The 3,315-nt window shown below is 36.4% G+C and carries 3 protein-coding genes and 3 pseudogenes; 5 read left to right on the top strand and 1 reads right to left on the bottom strand.

Translation table 11 applies throughout. From position 1 onward, the window contains the following. Nucleotides 1-16: 16 nt before the first annotated feature. From MW688_RS06375 to MW688_RS06355, 5 genes and pseudogenes are all read left to right on the top strand, one after another. Nucleotides 17-70, top strand: a pseudogene (locus tag MW688_RS06375) (pentapeptide repeat-containing protein); the annotation flags it as partial. Then, a pseudogene (locus MW688_RS06370) lies at nt 52-159 on the top strand (pentapeptide repeat-containing protein); the annotation flags it as partial. The pseudogenes MW688_RS06375 and MW688_RS06370, both read left to right, overlap by 19 nt. Further along, nucleotides 155-337, top strand: a pseudogene (locus MW688_RS06365) (pentapeptide repeat-containing protein); the annotation flags it as partial. The pseudogenes MW688_RS06370 and MW688_RS06365, both read left to right, overlap by 5 nt. Continuing rightward, the gene (locus tag MW688_RS06360; protein ID WP_486735100.1) at nt 304-387 is read left to right on the top strand and encodes a pentapeptide repeat-containing protein; all 84 of its coding nucleotides are present in this window, start codon (nt 304-306) and stop codon (nt 385-387) included. The pseudogene MW688_RS06365 and the gene MW688_RS06360, both read left to right, overlap by 34 nt. Beyond that, nucleotides 362-1,507 carry a pentapeptide repeat-containing protein gene (locus tag MW688_RS06355; protein WP_486735099.1) on the top strand — a complete coding sequence of 382 codons (1,146 nt, stop codon included), beginning with the start codon at nt 362-364 and terminating at the stop codon, nt 1,505-1,507. Before MW688_RS06360 ends, MW688_RS06355 begins: the two co-directional genes overlap by 26 nt. 277 nt (nt 1,508-1,784) lie before the next feature. Here MW688_RS06355 and MW688_RS06350 read toward each other — a convergent pair. Next, nucleotides 1,785-3,315: GUN4 domain-containing protein (locus MW688_RS06350; RefSeq protein WP_486735098.1), on the bottom strand; the 1,531-nt coding region annotated here is incomplete at its 5' end.

Raw genomic sequence — 3,315 nt, 5'->3', positions numbered from 1 at the left:
ACAGAATGCCAATTTAGTGGGTGCCAATTTACAAAATGCCCATTTACAGAATGCCAATTTAGTGGGTGCCAATTTACAAAATGCCCATTTACAGAATGCCCATTTACAGAATACCAATTTAGAGGGTGCCCATTTAGAGGGTGCCCATTTAGAGGGTGCCAATTTAGTGGGTGCCAATTTACAATCTGCTTATTTACAGAATATCAATTTACAGAATGCCCATTTACAGAATACCCATTTACAGAATACCAATTTAGAGGGTGCCAATTTAGAGGGTGCCAATTTACAAGGTGCCAATTTACAATCTGCTTATTTACAGAATATCAATTTAGAGGGTGCCAATTTAGAGGGTGCCAATTTAGTGGGTGCCAATTTAAAGGGTGTTAAACTAGACTCCAAAACCCATATAGAGGAAAAATGGCGTCAGGTTTGGGATATTGTTAATAATCCCACTCCCCAAAGAGATTTACAAGATGCTTATTTACAAGGTGCTAATTTAAGGTATGCCCATTTACAGTTTGCCAATTTACAGTCTGCCAATTTACAGTTTGCCAATTTACAGTCTGCCAATTTACAGTCTGCCAATTTAGAGGGTGCCAATTTACAGTCTGCCAATTTAGAGGGTGCCAATTTAGAGGGTGCCAATTTACAGTCTGCTGATTTAGAGGGTGCCAATTTACAATCTGCTGATTTAGAGGGTGCCAATTTACAATCTGCCAATTTACAGGGTGTTGAATTAGACTCCAAAACCCATATAGAGGAAAAATGGCGTCAGGTTTGGGATATTGTTAATAATCGCACTCCCCAAAGAGATTTACAAGGTGCCCATTTACAGAATGCCAATTTAGTGGGTGCCTATTTACAGTCTGCTGATTTAGTGGGTGCCAATTTAAAGGGTGCTAATTTACATGGTGCCAATTTAAAGGGTGCCAATTTAAAGGGTGCCAATTTACAGTCTGCCAATTTAGAGGGTGCCAATTTAGAGAATGCCAATTTAGAGGGTGCCAATTTAGTGGGTGCCAATTTAAAGGGTGCCAATTTAAAGGGTGCCAATTTAGTGGGTGTTAAACTAGACTCCAAAACTCATATAGAGGAAAAATGGCGTAAGGTCTGGTATATTGTTAATAATCCCACTCCCCAAAAAGATTTACAGAATGCCGATTTACAGGGTGCCAATTTAAGGTATGCCGATTTAGAGGGTGCCGATTTAAAGGATGCCAATTTAGTGGGTGCCGATTTAGAGGGTGCCAATTTACAGGGTTCCAATTTACAGTCTGCTGATTTACAGGGTGCCAATTTAGAGGGTGCCAATTTACAGGATGCCAATTTAGAGGGGGCCAATTTAGTGGGTGCCAATTTACAGTCTGCCCATTTAGGGGGTGCCAATTTAACGGATGCCAATTTAGAGGGTGCCAATTTACAACGTGCCAATTTAGTGGGTGCCAATTTAGAGGGTGCCAATTTAAAGGATGCCGATTTAGAATGGGATGATATCCCCCCATTCTAGATAAATACCTAGACATCTTCTGATAGCTAAGGAGACGGATTTAATTGAAAAAAGTATTAAATTGAAGAAATTAAGTCAATTAGACATAGGGGAGATCTCATATCAAAGCACTTGTGTGCTTTGATATGAGAGAAGGAAAAGGACTAGGAGAAGAGAAAAGTTTTATATTTTGTCCTAACAGTCATGGCGACTGCTATAGATTGCCACCTCTGCCGTCTGCTACTAATAACACACTGTGATCGCGTGCAATCCCCACAGAATGAATGCAAATTATATGTTATAGTTTACAGAAGAGAAGATATACATGGTTTTGTGCCTTCGCCCTTCCCCCCAACTCCCGCGCCCCCCCACGATAATAAGGGAGATGTGCTTGTGGGGATGTTTTATTAAAAGTTAGCTTTGAGTATCCCACCCATTCTCCTGCTTTTTTCCAGCCTAGACGCTCTCCAAAAATATGATAGAGGGAGGAATCGAAGCTTCCTGGAGTTCCACCGCAGTCTATCCATATTTGCTTTTGCAGAGAAAAACCGAAATGACCTCCACTATATTTTACCCATAGTTGGTCGATTATTTTTAACTCTGAGGGAGGAAAATTACAACAATCATTAAAATCCAAATAACCTCGTGATTCTCTGCCCATTATAGCTAACATTAATTGATATGTTTCTTCATCTGCTTCCTTCCAGTTACTTTGTGTAAGTAACTGGTCTAACTTAGTATAGTCTATACCTCTTTCGCTCTTAGTTACTTTCTCTACTTCAGGCTCAAGAATATCATCTTCATTTACTTGTAAATCATCAGAAACTACTGCTAATTCATTTAATAATAACCAATCCTCCAGTAATCTTCTCATTAAGGTTAAACCTTCATCCAATTGTATACCTTCGGCTAGTTGATAGGTTGAAATATTTTTAGTAATTAAATTTTTGAGACTTTCTAAATGTTCAAGAGTTTTTATCGGATTATTATCAATACTGAATCTCTTTAGTTGTTGTAAACCTGGGAGAAAACTCATATTGTCTATTTTGTTATTGTCTAAATATAATTCTTTTAGTTTGGTTAGTTGTACTGGAGTAGATAATCTTTTGGCTTCTATTTGGTTATTTTTCAGACTCAGATATTCTAATTGACTTAAGTTATAGAGAAAATTATCAATCTGAGTAATTTGGTTATTATTAGCTGAGAGTCTTTGTAATTGTCTGAGATTGGCTATGGCAGTTAAATCTGAAATTTGATTGCTATCTAAAGATAATTCTTTTAACTTAGTTAAGTTTCTCAACTCCTCTACACTAGTGATTGAGTTGTGATTGAGTGATAATATCTCTAACTGGGTTAATTTACCTAAAGCAGAAATATCATTGAGCTGATTATTATTTAAATTAAGTATTTTTAATCTTACCAATCCTTGTAAACTTTCTAAATTCTCCAGATTGCTATTACTGAGTATTAAAGTTTCTAAGTTTTCTAAACTAATAATTTTTTCTAACTGATTCTGGGGCAATTTATTACAACTTAAATCGAGACTGATTAAATTAGTAAAATGTTCTATTCCTGATAGATCATGAATCCATCTGTTAGCTAAATTAAGTTCTTTTATCTCTCTTACCCTTTTGTAGGTTAATTCTTGTCCATAGGGTAAATTAAGAGAATCATGTATGGCTTTTTCTAATTCTAAATCTAAATCCCAAAGAAGATCGGTATCTGAATAGTTATTATCTTGATTATTACTTGTTACAGCAACTGATTGATTACCTAGAGAATTACGTATAGCTTCTTCTAGTTTTAATTCTAAATCCGAGAGCATATCG

This window comes from Johannesbaptistia floridana (genome assembly GCF_057440575.1).
Note: the sequence above shows the minus strand (reverse complement) of the source record. Positions and strands in the feature narration are given on the sequence as shown.